This window comes from Actinokineospora sp. NPDC004072, assembly GCF_053604195.1.
In genome coordinates, this window is sequence record NZ_JBSGHB010000002.1 from 358,729 (window position 1) to 374,392 (window position 15,664).

At 72.3% G+C, this 15,664-nt stretch carries 17 protein-coding genes; 11 read left to right on the forward strand and 6 right to left on the reverse strand.

The genetic code is table 11. The annotated features are described in order from the left end of the window. Positions 1-80: 80 nt before the first annotated feature. Positions 81-269, reverse strand: coding sequence for a DUF6596 domain-containing protein (locus ACWEPX_RS04065; protein WP_451895589.1), 189 nt, complete (start codon positions 267-269; stop codon positions 81-83). A 208-nt stretch (positions 270-477) separates the two neighbouring features. Then, positions 478-924, reverse strand: coding sequence for a YciI family protein (locus tag ACWEPX_RS04070; protein ID WP_451895590.1), 447 nt, complete (start codon positions 922-924; stop codon positions 478-480). A 7-nt stretch (positions 925-931) separates the two neighbouring features. On the opposite strand from ACWEPX_RS04070, the gene ACWEPX_RS04075 reads away from it, so the two are divergent. Both ACWEPX_RS04075 and ACWEPX_RS04080 read left to right on the forward strand, forming a co-directional pair. Beyond that, the gene (locus ACWEPX_RS04075; RefSeq protein ID WP_451895591.1) at positions 932-1,357 is read left to right on the forward strand and encodes a helix-turn-helix domain-containing protein; all 426 of its coding nucleotides are present in this window, start codon (positions 932-934) and stop codon (positions 1,355-1,357) included. 384 nt (positions 1,358-1,741) lie between these two features. Next, positions 1,742-3,088, forward strand: a complete 1,347-nt coding sequence (locus ACWEPX_RS04080) for a S8 family serine peptidase (protein ID WP_451895592.1) — start codon at positions 1,742-1,744, stop codon at positions 3,086-3,088. A 29-nt stretch (positions 3,089-3,117) separates the two neighbouring features. Here the strand turns inward: ACWEPX_RS04080 and ACWEPX_RS04085 are convergent, their stop codons facing one another. Beyond that, on the reverse strand, positions 3,118-4,755 hold the full coding sequence (locus ACWEPX_RS04085; RefSeq protein ID WP_451895593.1) for a M48 family metalloprotease: 1,638 nt from the start codon (positions 4,753-4,755) through the stop codon (positions 3,118-3,120). Positions 4,756-4,814: 59 nt separating this feature from the next. Between ACWEPX_RS04085 and ACWEPX_RS04090 the strand changes: the two genes are divergently transcribed. From ACWEPX_RS04090 to ACWEPX_RS04105, 4 genes are all read left to right on the forward strand, one after another. Continuing rightward, positions 4,815-5,498, forward strand: a complete 684-nt coding sequence (locus ACWEPX_RS04090) for a hypothetical protein (protein ID WP_451895594.1) — start codon at positions 4,815-4,817, stop codon at positions 5,496-5,498. Between the two features lie 141 nt (positions 5,499-5,639). Further along, positions 5,640-6,935 carry an ABC transporter ATP-binding protein gene (locus tag ACWEPX_RS04095; RefSeq protein WP_451895595.1) on the forward strand — a complete coding sequence of 432 codons (1,296 nt, stop codon included), beginning with the start codon at positions 5,640-5,642 and terminating at the stop codon, positions 6,933-6,935. A 57-nt stretch (positions 6,936-6,992) separates the two neighbouring features. Continuing rightward, entirely contained in the window at positions 6,993-7,505 is a 513-nt protein-coding gene (locus ACWEPX_RS04100) for a cysteine dioxygenase (RefSeq protein WP_451895596.1), read from the forward strand. Further along, positions 7,502-7,894, forward strand: a complete 393-nt coding sequence (locus ACWEPX_RS04105; protein WP_451895597.1) for a rhodanese-like domain-containing protein — start codon at positions 7,502-7,504, stop codon at positions 7,892-7,894. Before ACWEPX_RS04100 ends, ACWEPX_RS04105 begins: the two co-directional genes overlap by 4 nt. 13 nt (positions 7,895-7,907) lie before the next feature. Here the strand turns inward: ACWEPX_RS04105 and ACWEPX_RS04110 are convergent, their stop codons facing one another. Further along, positions 7,908-8,681, reverse strand: a complete 774-nt coding sequence (locus ACWEPX_RS04110) for an IclR family transcriptional regulator (RefSeq protein ID WP_451895598.1) — start codon at positions 8,679-8,681, stop codon at positions 7,908-7,910. Positions 8,682-8,779: 98 nt separating this feature from the next. Between ACWEPX_RS04110 and ACWEPX_RS04115 the strand changes: the two genes are divergently transcribed. From ACWEPX_RS04115 to ACWEPX_RS04135, 5 genes are read left to right on the forward strand one after another with little or no spacing between them, the layout of a single operon-like run. Continuing rightward, a complete protein-coding gene (locus ACWEPX_RS04115; RefSeq protein WP_451895599.1) occupies positions 8,780-9,775 on the forward strand; it encodes a sulfate ABC transporter substrate-binding protein in 996 nt (331 codons plus the stop codon). Then, complete coding sequence (gene cysT, locus ACWEPX_RS04120) at positions 9,772-10,554, forward strand: sulfate ABC transporter permease subunit CysT (RefSeq protein WP_451895600.1); 783 nt, start codon at positions 9,772-9,774, stop codon at positions 10,552-10,554. The genes ACWEPX_RS04115 and cysT overlap by 4 nt, the downstream gene beginning before the upstream one ends. Then, a complete protein-coding gene (locus ACWEPX_RS04125) occupies positions 10,547-11,329 on the forward strand; it encodes a sulfate ABC transporter permease subunit (RefSeq protein WP_451895601.1) in 783 nt (260 codons plus the stop codon). The genes cysT and ACWEPX_RS04125 overlap by 8 nt, the downstream gene beginning before the upstream one ends. Next, a complete protein-coding gene (locus tag ACWEPX_RS04130) occupies positions 11,326-12,558 on the forward strand; it encodes a sulfate/molybdate ABC transporter ATP-binding protein (protein ID WP_451895602.1) in 1,233 nt (410 codons plus the stop codon). The genes ACWEPX_RS04125 and ACWEPX_RS04130 overlap by 4 nt, the downstream gene beginning before the upstream one ends. Continuing rightward, a complete protein-coding gene (locus ACWEPX_RS04135; RefSeq protein ID WP_451895603.1) occupies positions 12,555-13,016 on the forward strand; it encodes a DUF1203 domain-containing protein in 462 nt (153 codons plus the stop codon). Before ACWEPX_RS04130 ends, ACWEPX_RS04135 begins: the two co-directional genes overlap by 4 nt. Here ACWEPX_RS04135 and ACWEPX_RS04140 read toward each other — a convergent pair. Next, complete coding sequence (locus ACWEPX_RS04140; protein WP_451895604.1) at positions 13,013-13,666, reverse strand: response regulator; 654 nt, start codon at positions 13,664-13,666, stop codon at positions 13,013-13,015. The genes ACWEPX_RS04135 and ACWEPX_RS04140 overlap by 4 nt on opposite strands. Further along, complete coding sequence (locus ACWEPX_RS04145; protein ID WP_451895605.1) at positions 13,663-14,742, reverse strand: sensor histidine kinase; 1,080 nt, start codon at positions 14,740-14,742, stop codon at positions 13,663-13,665. The genes ACWEPX_RS04140 and ACWEPX_RS04145 overlap by 4 nt, the downstream gene beginning before the upstream one ends. Positions 14,743-15,664 lie beyond the last annotated feature (922 nt).

The window sequence follows — 15,664 nt, forward strand, 5'->3', positions numbered from 1 at the left end:
CGGTGCCCACACGATCAGCTCGTCGCCCTCGGCGACGGCGGCGTGGTCCCACCGCGACCGGTCCTGGTCGGCCAGCAGGGTCACCCGGAGGCCGACTCCCGCGTCGCGCGGCGGGCGTCGGTCACCAGCAGCAGGGCCAGCAGACCGGCCACCTCCGGCTCGTCGGGCATCAGCGACCGCAGCACGCGGGCCAGATCGAGCGCGCGGTCCACCGGCTCGGCGCGCTCCAGCTCCGCCCCCGAGGGCGCGGTGCGGCCGGTGGTGAACAAGCAGGTGCACCTACGGTCAGCACCGTCGAGCCGGTCGGGCAGCTCCGCGGCAGGCGGCTCGGCGCAGCGCACGCCCGCAGCCCGTCGTCCGGGAACTCCGGCGCTTTGGCCGGTTCGTCGTCGCCCGGAACCACGAGCAGGGGCAGCTTCGCCCGCAAGGTCTGCTCGCGCCGCATCCGGTCCAGCGCCTTGCGCTTGGCCGCGGTCGTCAACCACGCCTGCGGGGTCGCGGGCACGCCGTCGCGCTCCTACGCCGCCAGCGCCGCGACGCAGGCGTCCTGCGCGCACTCAAGAAGCCCGCCAGCACCTCCTTGGTCTCCGCGAACGGCCCGTCGGTCACCAATTCGCCTTTCACCGAGACGGCGGTTGTGCTGGCCTGCAAGGCCGCTGCGGTGACGATGCCGCCGCCCAACTCGTTCACCCGGTCGCCGTAAGCGTGGTGCGCGGCCAGTTCCGCTTCCGGCACATCGGCGGCATCGCCGGGGGCCGGGCTGTAGAGCAGAACGGCGTACTGCGCCATCTGTTCCTCCAGTTGGTGCGGGCCACCCCTACCCGGTTGGAGCAACCGCAGGCGGACTAACTTCTTCGCCACAAACAGCAACATCGAGGCCGCAAGCGTTTCGGCATTCGCGCCCGCCCCCCACTGCGAGATCATCAATCCCATGGACGGGCGCGAGGACGACACGCACTGGCCGCTGGGCCCGGCTCTGCGGCGGGCCCGCAACGCCGCCGGGCTCTCCCAGGCGAAGGCGGCACGGCGGGCGGGCGTCTCACGCGCGCTGTGGCAGCAGCTGGAATCCGGGGAGCGCCCGGACGGCAGACCTCTGCGCCCCAAACCGGTCTCGCTGACCCTCGTCGCCCGGTCGCTGGACCTCGACCCGCGGCGGGTGCTCGAACTGGCCGGGCTCGACCCCACCGCCTACGACCCGTCCCGGGCCGGTCGCCCGGTCGCCTCGACCGCCGAGGTGCACGAACTGCTCGACATGGTGACCGAGGTGCAGCGCCAGGCCGTCGTGGAGCTGCTGCGCACCATGGTCGACCCGACCGGGGGCTTGGCCTACAAACAATCACCGAGGTCAGACTCCTGACCGGAGTCCATCTGCGACAGTCGTCTATGGACAGTCTGGACCGCGAGCGCGCCCAACGGGTGAACGCGCGCCGACCACCGGACCTGCTGCGGCTGCGCCGAAATCCCGCCGCGCGCGGGGGCATCCGCCGCCAGCGCCGCTAGTCCTTCCGGGTGCACGCCAGCGCCGCGCCCCCGCATCCGCGCCCACCCGCTCAAACCTACGAGCGAACGTGACGGGTTGTCCACAAGTTTTCGCGCGGCTGGTCCGATTGGACGGATTTTCTACGCAACCACTAGTGAACGCTTCTCGCATCGACTTGACTGCGGAGGACCTCGTTCCGCGCTTCGGTGCCCTGGTGAGGGCGGGCACCGGGGCGTCCCCTGCTCTGTGAAGGAGGCTCCCTTGCACCGCTCGATCCTGCGCGGCCTCGTGGCCGCGCTGGCCGCAGGCGCGTTAACCGCAGCCGTCGTGCCGTCCGCCAGCGCCCAGGGCCAGATCCTGGGCGCCGGTGCGCCGGACGCGATCGAGGGCAGCTACCTCGTCGTGCTCAAGGGCACGTCGGGCAAGCAGTCCGTGATCGACCGGCACCGGGCGCGCGTGACCCACGACTACAGCCGCGTGCTGACCGGGTTCGCCGCCAAGATGTCCGAGGCCGACGCCCGCCGGGCCGCGGCCGACCCGCGCGTGGCCTACGTCGAGCAGGACCGCGTCGTGCGGGCCGTCGGCACCCAGCCGAACCCGCCGTCGTGGGGCCTGGACCGCATCGACCAGCGCGACCTGCCGCTGAACAGCAGCTACACCTACCCCAACGACGGTTCTGGGGTGACCGCCTACATCATCGACACCGGCATCCGCACCACGCACAGCGACTTCGGCGGCCGGGCGAGCTGGGGCACCAACACCGTCGACAGCAACAACACCGACTGCAACGGCCACGGCACGCACGTCGCGGGCACCGTCGGCGGCAACGCCCACGGCGTGGCCAAGGGCGTGGCGCTGGTCGCGGTGAAGGTCCTCAACTGCCAGGGCTCCGGCACGCTCGCGGGCGTCACCGCCGGCGTCGACTGGGTCACCGCCAACGCCGTCAAGCCCGCCGTGGCGAACATGAGCCTGGGCGCGTCCGGCACCAACGCGACGCTGGAGAACGCCGTCCGCAACTCCATCGCGTCGGGCGTGGTGTACGCGCTGGCGTCGGGCAACTCCAACGCCGACGCCTGCAACTTCACCCCGGCCCGCACGCCGGAGGCCATCACGGTCAACGCCAGCACCAACGGGGACGCGCGGGCGTCGTTCTCCAACTACGGCACCTGCACCGACATCTTCGCGCCGGGGCAGGACATCACCGCGCCGTGGAACACCAGCGACACCGCGACCAACACCATCAGCGGCACGTCGATGGCGTCCCCGCACGTCGCTGGCGCGGCGGCCGTCTACCTGGCCGGGCACGCGGGCGCCACGCCCGCGCAGGTGCAGACCGCGCTGAAGGACGGCGCGACGAAGAACACCATCACCAGCCCGGGCGCGGGCTCGCCGAACAACCTGCTCTTCGTCGGCGACGGCACCGACCCGGACCCCGACCCCGACCCGGAGCCGGAGCCCTGCACCGCCCCGGCGTGGAGCGCGACCTCGTTCTACTTCCTCGGGGCGCAGGTGAGCCACAAGGGCCACACCTGGCAGCTGCGGTCGCTGTTCTCCTTCGGCCAGGAGCCCGGCACCGGGACGACCTGGACCGACCTGGGCGCCTGCTGAGCTGATCCCGCTGGGGGCCGCCTCGGCCCTCAGCGGGTCACGTCCCAGAACGTCGGCAGCGTGATGTCGGCGGTCGGGAAGCCGGGCAGCGTCGGCTGGAAGGTCGGCGCAGGCGGCAGGTAGTTCGTAGTGGGGTACGGGGGCCGGTACGGCGGCCGCACCGGTTCCTCGTCCTCCTGCGACAACGAGATCAGCACAGCGACGACCGCCACGAGCGCCACGAACCAGGCGACCGGGGTGAACGCGCTCCTCGGCGCATCGGGGAACAGCGACGGCCGCGGCGGCGCTGCCTGTCGGGGGACGGGCAGCGCCGCATCCAAATCCACAGAGGACAGTTCTGCTCGCAGCGGCGGCACTTCCGCGGGGTGGTCGATGGCCGCGGCGATCCGCTCGGCGATGTCGTCCGGCGCGATGAGCCGCAGCTGTGTCCACGGCGGCGACCACGTCGCCCGCCCGGCGTCGACCAGCGCCCGCCCGATGACCGCGGTGACGGCGGCGCGGGTGGCGATCCGGTCCCGCCTGCCCGACGCCAGCAGGTCCAGCACCGCCGAAAGCGTCGGCCGCGGGCCCAGGGCGGCCAGCAGCGGCGCGGCCAGCGCGTCGGCCTGCCGGGCGGACGCCTCGGCGACCCACTCCCGCCACGGCGTGCCCGTGCGCGATGCCGCGGGCAGCGCGACGAGGTCGGTCGCCGGGCGGTCGTCGGCGCTGCCCACGCCCGCGGGCATCCGCGCCAGCGCGGCCAGCCGGGTGCGCAGGCTCGGGTGCGAGTCCCGCCAGGTCGGCTCCGGGTCGGGCAGGTCGGCGGCGGCCAGCTGGGCGCGGTAGCCCGGATCGGCGAGCATGGCGGCGAACGCGGCCACCGGGTCGTCCGGGCGGGTGGGCGCCGGGGCGAGGAACCGGGACTCGAAGTCCGCCCACGCCACCGCGCAGCGCACGGCCGCCCGCAGCCCGTCGGCGGTGGTCTGCGGGCTGGTCGCCCGGGCCGCGGCGGCGTCGGCGGCCAGCTCCTGGCGGCGGCGGGCGCCCAGCGTGATCCGGTCGTACACCCAGGCGTAGGCCGAGAACAGCCGCAGCGGCAGACCGGCGTACAACCGGGTGATCCCGTCGGTGTCGGCGGCCTCGGCGATGGCCAGCCGGGCCCGGGTCATGGCCACCGCGCCGCGGTAGGTGATGGGGGCCAGGCGGGTGTGGCCGCGGGCGTAGTGGCCCAGCTCGTGGGCGATGACCGCGCGCAGCTCGCCCGCGGTGAGGGCGGCCAGCAGCGGCCTGCCGACCGCCAGCGCCCGCACCCCGCCGACCAAGCCGAGCAGCCGCGCCTCCTCGACCACCATCGCGTTGGCGTCCGAGGTCAGCCGGATGACGTCCGGCGCCCGGGTGCCCACCCGCTCGGCCAGCTCGTCGACCACGTCCCACAGCGGCGCGGGCCGGGCCACCTCGACCCCCGCCAGCTCCGGGGCGGCCCCGCTGACCCTGGCCACCGCGCGCACCAGGACGACGACCACCACGCCGAGCCCGATCATGGCCAGCAGCACCGTCGGCTGGAACGCCGCCTGCCCGGTCGCCAGCACCGCGACCACCAGCGCCGCGTAGAGCAGCACCACCACGGCCACCAGCAGGTAGAACCCCACCAGCAGCGCCACGGCGACCAACCCGCGGACGACGGCCACGCGGCACCTCCGTGGTAGACCGGTGATCAACGCCATTCTTCCCGAGGGAGGCGGCTCGGATGCACGAACTCGGCCAGGAAGTGCGCACGCATGCCTTCGACAACGACCGCCGCAGGGCGATCGGCGGCTGGGGATTCGCCTTCACCGCGCTCGGCGTGGTCATCGCGGTGGCGCTCGACGGCGGCGACGGCACGTCGGCGGGCAGGCAGGCCTTCGGCGGCGCGATCGGCCTGGCCCTGGCGGCGCTGTGGATCGGCTCCTGGCACCTGGCCAGGGCCGCGCTCATGCCCGGCGAGCGGATCGTCGTCCACGAACGCGGCCTCGTGCACGCCACCGACCGCCGCGAGATCATCGTGCCGTGGGACGCGGTGGTCCACGCGCGGGTGCAGTTCGGGCAGGTCCGCAGCCCCGTCGCGCACTACTTCGGCTCGCAGGTGTGGGTGAAGCTGACCCTGCGCGGCACCCGCCGGGCGATCCGCTTCAACGGGCTGATCGACGGCTACGACCGCCTGCTGGAGACCGTCATGGAGCACTGCGCCCCCGCTCCCGGCCGCAGCACCCGCCAGCGGTGGGTGTGCGCGGGGGTCGGAGCGGGCTCGCTCGGCGCGGGGATCGCGTTGATCGCCTTCATCGGCACCGACCCCGAACTGCCCGAGTTCGGCTACCCCGCGGTGGCCGTGGCCCTGGTGCTGTCGTTCATCTCCGCGATCACCGGGTTCGTGCTGGCCGTGCGGCGCGACTGACTGTCCACAGTGCTCTCGACGCCCGGTCGCGCACCGTACCAGCGGGGACACCCAGGGTGCTTAGCGCATTCGGGTGATTGCGGCAATACGGTTGATTGGCGAGAGTGCTTCGATTCAGACCCTAGGCAGTTGGGGGGCGACGTGGCCAGAATCGGGCTTCGGGACATCACCAAGGTGTTCCCCGGCGGTGCGGTGGCCCTGGACGGGGTCGACCTGGACATCGCCGACGGGGAGCTGATGGTGCTGATCGGCCCGTCCGGCTGCGGCAAGTCGACCCTGCTGCGGATCATCGCCGGGCTGGAGACGCCCACCTCGGGGGAGGTGCAGCTCGACGGGATGGACGCGGGCCACCTCGCGCCCAAGGAGCGGCAGGTGGCGATGGTGTTCCAGAACTTCGCGCTCTACCCGCACATGCGCGCCGGGGAGAACATCGCCTTCCCGCTGCGGATCTCCGGAATGGACCCGGCCGCCCAGGGCGAGCGCATCGCCGAGTCGGCCAACGCCCTCGGTGTGCGCGAGCTGCTCAACCGCTGGCCGCACCAGCTCTCCGGCGGCCAGCGGCAGCGCGTGGCGATGGGCCGGGCGCTGGTGCGCCAGCCGCGGCTGTTCCTCCTCGACGAACCACTGTCCAATCTCGACAGCGGTTTGCGCTCGGAGCTGCGCGCCGAGATCTCCGGCATGGTCCGCTCGCTGGGCGTCACCACCGTCTACGTCACCCACGACCAGACCGAGGCGCTGACGCTGGCCGACCGCATCGCCGTGCTCAACCAGGGCGTCCTGCAGGACGTCGGCACTCCGGGCCGGGTCTACGACAAGCCCGCGACGATGTTCGTCGCCGCCTTCCTCGGCACCCCGCGGATCACGCTGCTGGAGGCGTACGTCTACGTCTACCTCAACAGCCATATCGCGCTGCGCATCGGCGACCAGCAGCTCTACCTGCCCTGGAGCGACCCGCGGGCGCGGGAGCTGGCGCACTACCACGGCGAGCCGATCGTGGTGGGCGTGCGCGCCGAGGCGGTGACCCCGATCGCCGAGCCCCGGCGCGGGCAGTCGCTGCGCGGCAGCATCCGGCACCTGGAGCACCACGGCCACGAGTCGCTGGCCTTCATCGACATCGGCGCGACCGAGATCGACATCGACCCCGAGGGCGTGCGGCCGCGGGCGGCGGCGGCAGCGGCGCGAAGACACGCCCGCAAGCCGGAGTCGCTCTTCAACCGGTTCCTGGACAAGGTCACCCGCACCGAGCGCGGCCAGGTGGCCGCCGAGTCCGACACCGGGCAGGGCGGGCGCCACCAGCTGCGCCCGGCCGAGCTGACCGTGCGCCTGCCGCCCCGCGTCCGCGCGGCGGCGGGGGAGAACGTCACCATCGGCCTCCGGATGGACCTGCTGCACTTCTTCGAGCGGCGCGGGGGGCGCATCGACGTCGGCTGGCGGTGACTGTTCCGCATAGTGGAAAGCCATGCCAACTTCAACCGGCGGTGCGAACCTCTCGGTATGAAGGTTTCCGAGGCATTGCTGCACCCGACCCGCGTCGTCTGGTCGGTGCGCCAGCTGCGATCCCTGACCCAGCAGATCGGCGCCGCGTTCGGCCCCGAGCTCGCCGAGATCGCCAGGTACGACCCCCAATCGCGGTGGTGGACCCGGCTGGCCCTGACCGAGGGCGTCGAGCTGTGGCTGCTGTCCTGGCTGCCCGGCCAGGCCACCCCGCCGCACGACCACGGCGGGGCAGCGGGCTCGTTCACCGTGGTCCGGGGCGTGCTGAGCGAGCGCTACCGCTACCCCGGCTCACCCGAGCAGCACGGGCTGCGCCGCACCGGCGACACCGTCGCCTTCGGCGCGGGCCGGGCCCACATCGTGGCCAACACCGCCGCTGAGCCCGCCCTCAGCGTGCACGCCTACTCCCCGCCGCTCGTGCCGACCCGCGAGTACCCCAGCCTCGCCGACCTCCCGCCGCGGCGGGTGGCGCTGCCCGCGGCCCGCGGCTCCGTCGTGGTGGAGGTGCCGTGAGCGTCGAGGCGTACCTGGCCCAGGCCAGGGGCGAGATCGAGCGGGTCGACCCGCTCAAGGCCCACGCGCTGGTCCGCGAGGGCGCGCTGCTGGTCGACATCCGCCCCTACTACAACCGCCTGGCCGAGGGGGAGATCCCCGGCGCGGTGCCGATCGAGCGGATCGTGCTGGAGTGGCGGCTGGACCCGGCGGGCTCCCACCGGCTCCCGGACGTCACCGCCGACCGCACGGTGATCGTGTTCTGCAACGAGGGCTACGCCTCCAGCCTCGCCGCCCGCGACCTGCGGCGCATCGGGCTGCGCAAGGCGACCGACCTGATCGGCGGGTTCCGCGCCTGGGAGGCGGAGGGCCTGCCGGTGGTCGACGGTGGCTCGCCCGCCGTCACCTAGCCGCCTGCCCGGGTCACCGGGCGGCGGCGACCAGCAGCGGGGCGATGCGGCGGGCGGTGTGCAGCAGCTCGTTGGCCAGGGTGGGGTAGCGGTCCTCGGTGATGCGGACCGCGGGCCCCTGCACGGCGATCGCGGCGACCGTGCCCGCCTCGGTGCGGACCCCCACGGCCACGGCGCGCACCCCGGGGTTGCGCTCCTCGTCGTTGAGCGCCCAGCCGCGCTCGCGCACGGCGCGCAGGTCGGCCAGCAGGGCGTCGGCGTCGGTGAGCGTCTGGTCCGTGTGCGCGGTCAGCTCGCCCAGCGCGGCCGCCTCGGCCTCCAGGTCGTCGGCCGCGGCCAGCAGGCACTTGCCCATCGCCGAGGCGTACAGCGGCACCCGGGTGCCCGCCACCTGGTCGAACCGCAGCGGCTGGCTGGACGGCACGTCGAGCACGACCTGCACGTCGCTGCCGGTGCGGATGCCCAGGTTGACCGACTCGCCGGTCACCTCGGCCAGCTCGGCCAGCAGCGGCAGCGCCTGGTCGTAGCCCAGCTGGTCGGCCGCCCGCGCGCCGAGCACCGCCAGCGTGGGGCCCAGCTGGTACCGGTCGCCCCGGGGGACCTGCATGAGCAGGCCGCCGTCGGCCAATGCCCTGGTCACGCGGTGAGTGGTGCTCACCGTCAGCCCCGTGCGCCGGGCCAGCTCGCTGACCCCGTGGGTGCGCTCGCCGCTCTCGAAGCAGCGCAGCACCGCCAGCGCCCGCTCGATCGCTTGCGCTCCGGATCGGGATTCCCGCACGTCAGACACGCTGGCATCCTGACACATCCACTATGTGGGATAGCTTCCCAAAGTGGTTCGACGATCACTACGTTCCCCTCCCGACACCGAGACACGGGAGGCACAACGTGCGCAAGAGAACGGCAGCAGCGGTCGCGCTGGCCCTGACCGCCTTATCCGCCTGCGGCACCGGGACCGGCGACGGGACCGGCACCACGCTGTCGCTGGTCGGCTTCGCCGTCCCCAAGGCGGCCAACAACGCCATCCAGCGCGAGTTCGCCAAGACCCCGGACGGGGCGGGCGTCACCTGGCAGGAGTCCTACGGCGCCTCCGGCGACCAGAGCCGCGCCGTCGCGGGCGGCCTGCCCGCCGACTACGTGCACTTCTCCCTGGAGGGCGACGTCACCCGGCTGGTCGACGCCGGGCTGGTCGCGCCCGAGTGGAACGCCGGGCCGACCAAGGGCATCGTGTCCACCTCGGTCGTGGTCATCGCGGTGCGCAAGGGCAACCCGAAGGGCATCACCGGCTGGGACGACATCGTCAAGCCGGGCATCGGCATCGTCACCCCGAACCCCGGCTCCTCCGGTTCCGCCCGCTGGAACATCCTCGCCGCCTACGGCCACGCCGAGGCCGCAGGCCTGGACGCCGAGGAGTTCACCACCCGGTTCTTCCGCAACGTCGTCGCCCTGCCCGGCAGCGGCCGCGACGCGACCACCGCCTTCACCGGCGGCACCGGCGACGTCCTGCTCACCTACGAGAACGAGGCCATCCTCGCCCGGCAGAACGGCACCGACTTCGACTACATCGTCCCCGACACCACGCTGCTGATCGAGAACCCGGGCGCGGTGCTCAAGAATGCCAACCCCAAGGCAGCCAAGTGGCTGGAGTTCGTCCTGGGGCCGACAGGGCAGACCGAGTTCGCCCGCGCGGGCTTCCGGCCGGTCATCGACGGCATCAGCGTCGAGGTGCCCGGCGCCAACGACCCGGCCAACCCCTTCCCCGCGCCCAAGAAGCTGCAGACCATCGCCACCGACTTCGGCGGCTGGCCCGCGGCGAACAAGGAGTTCTTCGACGCCGAGACCGGCGTGATCACCAAGATCCAGCGGGAAACCGGCAAGTCATGACCACCCGCGTGCTCGGTCGGGCCCCCGCCCTGGGGCTCGGCCTGGCCACCATCTGGTTCAGCCTGCTGGTGCTGATCCCGCTGACCGCGGTGCTGGTGGAGACCGCGGCGGGCGGCTGGGGCGCGTTCTGGCGGGCGGTCACCGACGAGCAGACCTTCGCCGCCATCCGGCTGACCGTCGTCCAGTCGGTGCTGGTCACGCTGGTCAACGCCGTCGCGGGCACGCTCATCGCCTGGGTCCTCGTGCGCGACGACTTCCCGGGCAAGCGGGTGCTCGACGTGGTGATCGACGTGCCGTTCGCGCTGCCCACGATCGTCGCCGGGCTGGTGCTGCTGGCCCTCTACGGCCCGCGCAGCCCGATCGGCGTCGACATCGCCAACACCGAGACCGCGGTGTTCCTGGCGCTGCTGTTCGTCACCCTGCCCTTCGTCGTGCGGACCGTGCAGCCGGTGCTGGCCGAGCTCGACCGGGAGGTGGAGGAGGCCGCCGCCACCCTCGGCGCGAGCCGGGGCACCACCTTCCGCCGGATCGTGCTGCCCGCCCTCACCCCGGCCATCGCCGCGGGCGCGGCCATGTCCTTCGCCCGGGGCATCAGCGAGTACGGCTCGCTGGTGCTGCTGTCGGGCAACCTGCCGCTGCGCACGGAGGTGGCGTCGGTGCGCATCCTCAGCCACATCGAGAACGGCGACCTCGCCGCGGCCTCGGCGGTCGCCGCCGTGCTGCTGGTGGTGGCGCTGGTCGTCGTCTCCGCGCTGGAGCTGGTGGGCCGCCGTGGTTAAGCGCGCGATCGTCGTGGTGTACCTGGGGATGCTGGTGCTCTGGCCGGTGGGCCTGGTGGCGGTGAACACCTTCGCCGACGGGACCGGGGCGCTGACCACCGCGCTGTCCGACCCGGTCGTGGTCAACGCGCTGTGGCTGACCGTGCAGGTGGCGGTCGTGTCGGTGGTCATCAACACCGTCTTCGGGGTGGGCATCGCCATCCTGCTGGTGCGCTACCACTTCCCCGGGCGGCGGTTGCTGTCGGTGCTGCTCGACCTGCCGCTGTCGGTGTCCCCGGTCGTGGTCGGCCTGGCCATCGTGCTCGTCTACGGCGGGGTCGACGGCTGGTTCGGGCCCGCGCTGGAGTCGGCCGGGTTCCAGGTGGTCTTCGCCATGCCCGGCATGGTGATGGCCACGGTGTTCGTCGCCCTGCCGCTGGTCATCCGCGAGGTCGTGCCGGTGCTGCGGGAGATCGGCGACGAGCAGGAGCAGGCCGCCCGCACCCTCGGCGCGACCGGCTGGCAGGTCTTCGCCCGCATCACCCTGCCCGCCATCCGCTGGGCCGTCGTCTACGGCGTCGTGCTGAGCCTGGCCCGCTCGCTGGGCGAGTTCGGCGCGGTCAAGATCGTCTCCGGCAACCTCATCAACCGCACCCAGACCGCGACCCTCGTGGTCGAGCAGAAGTACCAGGACTTCGAGCAGAGCACCGCCTACGCCACGGCGTTCCTGCTCGCCTTCGCCGCGGTGCTGTGCCTGGTCGTGGTGTCCGTCATCCGCCCGAAGGAGGGCAAGTGAGCATCCAGGTCCGCAACGTCCACAAGCGCTTCGGCACCTTCACCGCCTTGGACGACGTGTCGGTCGAGGTGCCCACCGGCGGCCTGACCGCCCTCCTCGGCCCCAGCGGCGGCGGCAAGTCGACCCTGCTGCGCGTCATCGCGGGCCTGGAGACCCCCGACAGCGGCGAAGTCCTCATCGACGGCGAGCCAGCCACGCACCTACCGGTGCGCAAGCGCGACGTCGGCTTCGTCTTCCAGCACTACGCGGCGTTCAAGCACCTCACGGTGTTCCGCAACATCGCCTTCGGCCTGGAGATCCGCCGCCGCCCGGCCGCCGAGGTCCGCGACCGCGTCCACGAACTCCTCCGCCTGGTCCGCCTGGAGCAGTTCGCCGACCGCCTGCCCGCCCAGCTCTCCGGCGGCCAACGCCAACGCATGGCCCTGGCCCGAGCCCTGGCCGTAGAACCCCGAGTCCTCCTCCTGGACGAACCCTTCGGCGCCCTCGACGCCCAAGTCCGCACCGAACTCCGCGACTGGCTCCGCCGCCTCCACGACGAAGTCCGCGTAACCACCGTCTTCGTCACCCACGACCGCGAGGAGGCAATGGAAGTCGCCGACGAAATCGTCGTAGTCAACCAGGGCCGCGTAGAACAAACCGGCCACCCCGAAGACCTCTACGACCACCCAGCCACCGACTTCGTCATGCACTTCCTAGGCCCCACCACCCACCTAGGCCCCACCCTGATCCGCCCCCACGACATCCAAATCCACCTAGACCCCCAACCCCCACCCACCCCCTCCTCCCCTCACCCCGCCACCCCTCCAATCCCCACCACCCACCCACCCATCCCTGAAACCCCCACCAACCGCCGCCCACCCACCCCCGTCGCCTCCACCTCTCCTTCTTCCTCCGCCGCCGCTTCCACTTTTCCTTCTCCCACCTCCGCCGCCTCCTCGCCTCCTTCCTCCTCGCCTTCGTCCTCTTCGTCCTCGCCCCTCGATCCCGCGGGTGTTCCGGGGCGGGTGGTGCGGGTGAGTCGGGTTGGGTTTGAGGTGCGGGTTGAGGTTGAGTGCGGGGAGCAGCTCGTCCAGGTCACCCTCGACCGGACGGCGGCTGCGGCGCTGGGCCTCGCGGTCGGACTGGCCGTGCGCTTGTCCCCGCGCTCCACTTCGGACTCTGCCGCGCGAGCGACACGGCCGATTCCCGCCAGAACCGACGTCCGGACCCCGGCAGAGTCGTACCCGTGACCCAGTACCTCGCAATCGACCCCGCCCGCCTCCAGAGCATGCGCGACCAGGGCGCGGACGAGTCCGGCAACCCGTGGACGCTGCGCCCCGCAGGCGGCGGCGAGCCGCTGCGCTGCTGCCTCGGCCGCGCCACCCCCGGCGAGGCCATTGCGCTGATCAGCTACACCCCGTGGACCGAGCCGAGCCCGTGGGCGGAGACCGGCCCGGTCTACGTCCACTTCGACCAGTGCGCGGGCTACCGCACACCCGCGGACTACCCGTCGGAGTTCCTGGCCAGCGCGAGCATGCTCAACCCGTTCCGCCACGACGGCGAGCGGGCCTACGACCACATCACCTTCCTTCAGCCGGAGGACGACCACCTCGCCGCCGTGCGCATCGTGCTCGCCCAGCCCGAGGTGTCGCACCTGCACGTGCGCAGCGCCACCGCGGGCTGCTTCACCTTCGAGGTCCGCCCTTAGCCGGCTAAGCCGGACTGGAAGGCGAACACGACGAGCTGGGCGCGGTCCCGAGCCCCGACCTTGGACATCGACCGGCCGACGTGCGTGCGGACGGTCGCCGGGCTGACCACGAGCTGGCTGGCGATCTCGTCGTTGGTCAACCCCTGCCCGACCAGCCCGACGACCTCCCGCTCGCGCTCGGTCAGGTCGCCGAGCCGCGGGTGCGGGTCGGCTCGGCGTCTGCCCCCGTCGGCGAACATCCTGATTACGCGGCGGGTGACCGACGGGGAGAGTAATGCCTCCCCGCTGGCCACCACCCGGATCGCCCGCAGGATCTCGGCGGGCAGGGTGTCCTTGAGCAGGAACCCGCTCGCCCCGTGCCGCAGCGCGTCGAAGACGTACTCGTCCAGCTCGAAGGTGGTCAGGACGATGACGCGGACGTCGGCCAGCCCGGGGTCGGTGGTGATCCGCCGGGTCGCCTCCAGCCCGTCGACCCCGGGCATCCGGATGTCCATCAGCACCACATCCGGCCGCGCCGCCCGAACGGCCTGCACCGCCGACAGCCCGTCACCCGCCTCGCCGACCACCGCCATCCCATCCTCGCTCTCGATGAGGGTGCGCAGCCCGATCCGCACGAGGTCCTGGTCGTCGACCACCACGACGCTGATCATGAGACGCCTTCCCGGGGTATGCGCGCGTGCACGTGGAAACTGCCGTCCTCGGGCCCTGCGGAGAACTCCCCACCCAACGCGGTGACCCGCTCCCGCATGCCGGGGATGCCCATCCCATCAGGCCCCGGTCTTCGGTCGATCGGACTGCGGACGTTGATGACCACGACATCCACCTCGAACCGCACCTGCACACTGGCCTGCTTCGCCACCCCGTGCCGCAAGGCATTGGTCAACGACTCCTGCACGACCCGATACCCGGCCAGATCAGCCGCCGCCGACACCCCACCCGGCACCGGCTCGACATCGAGGTCGACCTGCATCCCGGCGTCGACCATCCGGTCCCGCAGATCGCCGAGCCTGGCCAGGCCCGCCACCGGCCCGCGCTCGGCCTCACCGCTCGACCGCACCATCGCCCGCACCTCATCGAGGGCTTCGGTGGCGGTGCGACTGATGGCGGTGAGCGCGATCTCGGCTTGAGCGGGCTTGCTGCCGAGCACGTGCAGGGCCACCTCCGCCTGCATCTTGATCGCCGCCAACCCGTGCCCGACCACGTCGTGCACCTCCTGAGCCAGCCGCAACCGCTCGGCATCCACCCGCTGCCGCACAGCCTCCGCCCGAGCCCGCTCGACCCCCTCCCGGTACTGCCGAACACTCACCCCCACCGCGAACGGCACCACCACCCACGCCGACGCCGGCACCAACCCCTGCAGCGGCGCAGGCCCGATGAAGACGTGGACCACGAGGATGCCCAACGCAACCACCCCGACCGGCACCGCGACCTTGACCCGCACATGCCGCGCCATCGTGTAGACGGCGATCAGGAAGGCGATGAGGATTGGGCCGTAGGGGTAGCCGAGACTGAGGTAGACGGAGGTCACCACGGCGGACGCGAGCACCGTCACCACGGGAGCTGCCCGCCGGAGTGCGAGCAGGAGCCCAGCGCCCCCGGCCAGCCCGAGCGCAAGCCCGTCCACCGGCCGGTCCAGCGTGGACACCGCCCCAGCCCCCACTGTGCCAACGACCGCGATCGCGGTCATCAGCAGCGCGAGCAGGGCGTCAGCCACTCGGGTTCGCATGGTGCCTCCTTTCGAGGGCATCGGGGTTCCTGCTGTCCAGCTTGCCGGTCCAGCCCCAGACCGGGCGACCCCTTGCTTCGGGCCTGTGGATAAGTGCGGATGGGACCAGGTGGAGGGCCAAGTGGCCGGGCGGGCAGCGGAGTAGAGGGGCTATGGGCCGGGGAGAGGACAGGAAGGGAGAGGTGCGGGGAGAGCGGGATCGGGGGAGTGAAAGGGCGGAGTGGGGAGGGGAGTGCGGAGGGAAGGAAGTGGGGGAGCTGAACGGGAGGAGATGAGTGGGAGCGCGGAGGAGAGGGGGTGGACGGAGCGAGGGGTGCTGGAGGGGTGGGATCGAGGGCAAGAGCAGTGAGCGGGAGGCAGGACGGATGGTGGGAGGAGTGGGAGAAGCGGGTGGAAGCTGGATGTGGAGGGAAGCAGGGACAGGAGAGGAGCACGAGGAATGGAGCGGGGGCAGGAGAGGAGCACGAGAAAGTAGTGGGGTAGGAGAGGGGCACGAGGAAGGGAGCGGGAGTGAGAGTGGCAGGTAGGGGAGACAACGGGCTGGGAGGCAGGAGGGGGAGACGGCGGACGGGAGGCGGGAGAACGGGGGAGAGCGCGAGAAGGGGAGAAGCGGAGTGGACAGGGAAAGAGTGGGTGGAGCGGGAAAGGCGGGTGGAGTTGGGAAGAGACGAGAGAAGGCAGAGGGAAGGGCAGAGGAGGGCGGTGGGAGTGGGAGGGGTGCGTCGACAGAGGGCTAGTGGGAGTGGGAAGGGAGCGCCGGGAGGAGGGCAGTGGGAGCGGGAGGGGAGCGTGGGGAGGAGGGGAGGGAGTGAGAGGGGAGCGTGGGGAGGAGGAGAGAGCGGGAGGGGAGCGCCGGGACGGGGAGAGGAGGAGGGCGAGAGAGGGAGGTGGGCGATAGGGAGGTGGGTGAGTGGGGTGTGGC